Genomic DNA, 4,564 nt, shown 5'->3' with positions numbered 1-4,564 from the left:
CCTTCATTTGCTGAATTAATAGCTTCAATCATGCCTTTATTCGCTGAATTCGTTCCATTAAGTCCTTCAATCATTTGTTGCATGCCTTCATTTGCAAGACGTATTGCGTCATTGATTTCAATAAATACCTTGTCAAATATTGCATTACTAGACTTTAAATGTTTATCGGCTTCTCCCATAAGCTTATTGAATTCTGTATAATCAAAATCATTGGTGAAATCAAACTCAATTTGCTTTGGAGGTTCAGATAGCCACTTCGTTATATCATCCCATTCTTGCTTACTAATAGCGTCATCATGTCCATTTGTAACTACATTCTTTATTTGGGATAATGAAGCGTATACGTTAGGTTGTCTTGTGTACTTATACCAATCTATTTTTTCAATAGGTTCTCTTGAAAAATATGTTAAAAACCCATACACGTATTGACCATTCCATAAAATTTTGTCGTCTTCTATCATGGTAACAATAGTACCTTTTGGAATGGTACCAATATCCGGGCTCATCATATCATTTACCGCTTTATACTGTAAATCCTTTGTCATTCTATACTTAATACCGTTTGGTGCAATCCAATGCTTGCCCTTTGAACTTTTAATTTGGTACCAACCGCCTGGTTGTTCACCAATAATTGCGACTTTTTCTGAATCAATTTTTCCTTGTGGCTCATAAAATTCGTATCTATTATACAATTGAGTGGGTTTCTTAATTTGATAAAATACGCCATCTGGAATAATCCAACGATCCCCATAAGCCGTTTTAATTCGTTTCCAACCATCAGCTCTATCTTCTAGTAAATTTACGGTTTGCGGCATTAAACCATACATTTCTTTTTCTGTTAGAAATGATGGTCCTTTATATAGTGCTACATTTTGTTTTAAGTCGTATGTAACACCTTTAGGTGCAATCCATGTGTCACCCATATAGGTTTTAATTTTCAGCCAACCCTTATCCTGTACGTCAAGAACTTTGACTGTTTGGGGAGCAATACTACCTACAGTTTTACTTTTATAATCTGGTGAAGAATATAGGGTTTGTGAGTTTTCCACCTTATAATTTATACCTTCTGGAGCAATCCAGCGCGTACCATTATCTGTAAGAACCTTTTTCCAACCATCTGGTTTCTCATCCAGTAGCGTTACCATTTGCGCACCCAATACTCCCGTACTCTTTTCCTCTATTGAAGGCTTAAGATACATTTTTACATTGGCTTGTAAATTATATTTTTGTCCTTCTGGTGCGACCCATTTTTCTCCGTTTTGCGTTTTTATTTTCTTCCATCCATTCCCTTTTTCTTCTGTTACCGTGACAGTACGGGGATTGATGTCATCGTTTGCTTGTTTCAAATAAGAAGGCTCACTATATAACAAAGTCGGTCGTTGTATGACATACTCTTTATAAGTTACGACCGATTCATTATTTTTCATATCTGTTACTTTCATAATTGTCCTATATAAGAACATAGAAAATTGCTCTCTTGTTACAATTCCATTTGGATTAAAATTGTCGTCCCCAGTGCCATTTGTTATTTTGTTCCCAGCTAATATTTTGACATATTCGTTGGCCCAGTGACCTTTCATATCTTTAAATTCAAAATTTCCTTGTGGTTTTAAATTGAATGTTCTGACAAGCACTGCAGCCATTTCAGCACGCGTCATATTATTTTTCGGATTGAATTGTTTTTCTACATTTACGCTAAATATGCCCCGTGCAGTAAGTGCCAAAATTTCCTTTTTAAAATTGCTGTCACCAATATCAACAAAGGGATTATTGGGATTATCTTGTGGTTTTAAATACCGATACAAGAAAGCGGCGAGATGTTCGCGAGTAATAGGATCCGCAGCACCGAAATACCCATTTCCGTAGCCTGTTATAATCTTATTCTCAGCCATATACATCATTTCTTTATATGCCCAGTGCGTTTTAGGTACGTCAATAAAAGATAATGAATTCCCTTGACTATTTTGTTCTGCAAAAGTTGTTCCTAATGTACTGAATAATAAAATACATGTCATAAAACTTAAAATTAATTTCTTAATTACTTTCACAAATTTACCTCCAATTCTATTGTTTAAGATATATACCCTATATCAATACTAACCTTATCATTTCTTTATATATATTTATACAAATTTCTCATTTCCATTGGCAATGATATTTCTCATAAGGACAAATTAAGTAATTATTCCTAAGTCATTTTTTATTAATTATTTGATTTTTAAAGATTAAGACAAAGGAGTCCTATAAACGACCGTTTATTGTACTTTACTTATTTCTATCCAGATAGAGAAAAATACTATTTAAATTCAGTTTCAAAACTCATTACCAAAAATAAACGCTCCTAACATGTTAGTCATATATAATATGTTAGGAGCGTTATATTTTAAGTGTTTTTTAGATTTAGGTCTTGATAATAAAATCAGTGGTCGCTGTGATAATTGTGGCAACACCGCATTTAAAAGTTCCGTTAAAGATTTCATCTTCTTAAGAGAATGTCGCCAATGTGGTATGAAGAAAATTATTTAGCCCTGTTTAGGGCTTTTTTTATTGGGACTTATCCCCCAAAATGCCTTTTACTAAATAATGTGTAGGGATAATAAAGTTTTTTAATTTTTTCTTTAAAAGACAGTAAGCATCTATTAATCAGCATGGTACTTATTTATTAAAGATGTAATAAAAACATAATTTTTTTTAATTCTATACAGGTTATGAATAATAAAGTTGTTCAATTTCAGTAGAATAATTATTAAACAACCTTTCTTTTTGCGACAAGTTTTACAAGAATATTATGTTAAATGATAATAGTAGTTTAAGATAGAATAAAGAATTTTTTAAATGTAAAGTGCTAATTGTATTTTATAGTAACTTCAGTAATGTAAACGCAAAGGAAGTGTACAACATGAAATGGAAACGAATTCCTGTAGGACCACTTAAAGCAAATGCATACATTTTATCTAATGAAGATAAAGCATGTGTAATAATTGATCCTGGTGGCGAATCAGACAAAATTAATCAATACATAAAAAATCATGATTTAATCCCAAAAGCTATCCTTTTAACTCATGCTCATTTTGATCATATTGGGGCAGTAGATGAAGTAAGAAGCAGGTGGAATATCCCTTTGTATCTTCATCAGGCAGAACAGGATTGGCTCACTAACACAGAATTAAATCGCTCTGCTCTACCTGGTAGAATTAAAACTACAGCAAAATCAGCAGATTATCTGATTGAAATAGAAGAAGAGATTCATATCGATTCCTTTGCATTCAAAGTATTGTTTACCCCTGGGCACTCACCTGGAAGTATATCTTACTATATAAAAGATGAAAGTATTATTATCTCAGGAGATGTACTTTTTAAAGGTGGTATTGGACGAACGGATATAATCGGAGGAGATCAAAATAGATTAATGAAAACAATTCAAGAAAAACTATTTAATCTGCCTGAAAAAACACTTGTTTTAAGTGGGCATGGAGACATCACAGATATTCAGACTGAGCGAAAACAAAACCCGTTTCTAAAAAATCTTAGATAATATTTCACCATAAAATAAAAAAAGGATATTCAATATAAAATGTACCCTATAGAATAGACACTTGAAAAAAGTCTATTCTATAGGGTATTTCTTGTATAATAAAAGGAAAATTGGGATCGGAGAAGGTTGAAAATGACAAAAAAGCTATTTACAGAAAGAGAAATTTAAATTCTATCAAATAACCTATACGTAAAATCTGTAAGTCAGAAAGATATCACTTATACAGAAGAATTTAAGCATATTTTTATTGAGGAAAATGAAAAAGGAAAGCTACCTCGAAATATTTTTGAAGAATGTGGTTTTGATATAGATATGATTGGAATGAAACGGGTTATGTCATCGGGAAATAGATGGCGTGCTGCTTATAGAAAGAATGGTGTATTGGGTTTAAGGGATACACGTATCGAAAACGCTGGAAGAACTCTTGAGAAGGAGCTTACGTTAGAAGAAAAGTATGCCCGTTTAGAAGCCGAACGAAACTTATTAAAGGCGGAAGTATCCTTGCCCTATTTACTTCAACTTGCAACACGTTTGCGGTATCCTTGCCCAAATCAAGATAAATATGATAGAACCAGCAGCTTAAGTCATTAAATATAATATTTAAAAATGGATATGCTTAATTGCATATCCACTATCAAGATAGTATACACTTTCCTTGTACATACTTTCTTTCTACTTATATACTTACCTTCGCTTCTCCAATATCCTGTTTTTTAATTAAATTTAAGTAAAAATGTGAGACAGTTGTATTGTAATAAGGAGAAATGAAAATAAATGATAGATTAAACGTAAACATTCCTATAAATGCAGCTAATAAAAACCAACCAATAAATGATAGCCAAAGAACAAATAATTTTAACTTTTGTCCTTTCATTATTCTTTTACTTTCTCTCAATGCTTCACTTGCTGTATAATCAGGATTTTCAACTAATACGTAATACGACATGGAATAAGAAAAATATTTAATAATACCTGGAACAATAAATAATAGGCTCCATAAAAAAATAAAAATAGCTTGCATTAAACCTA

3 protein-coding genes and 2 pseudogenes are annotated in these 4,564 nt (G+C 31.9%); 3 read left to right on the top strand and 2 right to left on the bottom strand.

All coding sequences use genetic code 11. The annotated features are described in order from the left end of the window. A partial coding sequence (locus ATL10_RS32105) for an S-layer homology domain-containing protein (RefSeq protein WP_258375846.1) occupies positions 1-2,048 on the bottom strand: 2,048 nt, incomplete at its 3' end. A gap of 376 nt (positions 2,049-2,424) precedes the next feature. Between ATL10_RS32105 and ATL10_RS32100 the strand changes: the two are divergent. The 3 genes and pseudogenes from ATL10_RS32100 to ATL10_RS30225 all read left to right on the top strand — a co-directional run. Beyond that, positions 2,425-2,526 (top strand): annotated as a pseudogene (locus tag ATL10_RS32100) (DUF8096 family protein); the annotation flags it as partial. A 373-nt stretch (positions 2,527-2,899) separates the two neighbouring features. Next, a complete protein-coding gene (locus ATL10_RS30230; protein ID WP_110498300.1) occupies positions 2,900-3,535 on the top strand; it encodes an MBL fold metallo-hydrolase in 636 nt (211 codons plus the stop codon). Positions 3,536-3,703: 168 nt separating this feature from the next. Beyond that, positions 3,704-4,039 (top strand): annotated as a pseudogene (locus tag ATL10_RS30225) (HTH domain-containing protein); the annotation flags it as partial. Between the two features lie 172 nt (positions 4,040-4,211). Here ATL10_RS30225 and ATL10_RS30220 read toward each other — a convergent pair. Continuing rightward, the coding region (locus ATL10_RS30220; protein ID WP_142670040.1) for a DUF975 family protein at positions 4,212-4,564 on the bottom strand (353 nt) is incomplete at its 5' end.

The sequence above is a fragment of the Bacillus sp. 196mf genome (assembly GCF_003217275.1).
GTDB lineage: Bacteria > Bacillota > Bacilli > Bacillales > Bacillaceae_G > Bacillus_A > Bacillus_A thuringiensis_S.
Note: the sequence above shows the minus strand (reverse complement) of the source record. Positions and strands in the feature narration are given on the sequence as shown.

Excerpts from the sequence above, each read along its gene's own strand:
- ATL10_RS30230 (WP_110498300.1), top strand. The coding sequence starts at position 2,900 with ATGAAATGGAAACGAATTCCTGTAGGACCACTTAAAGCAAATGCATAC.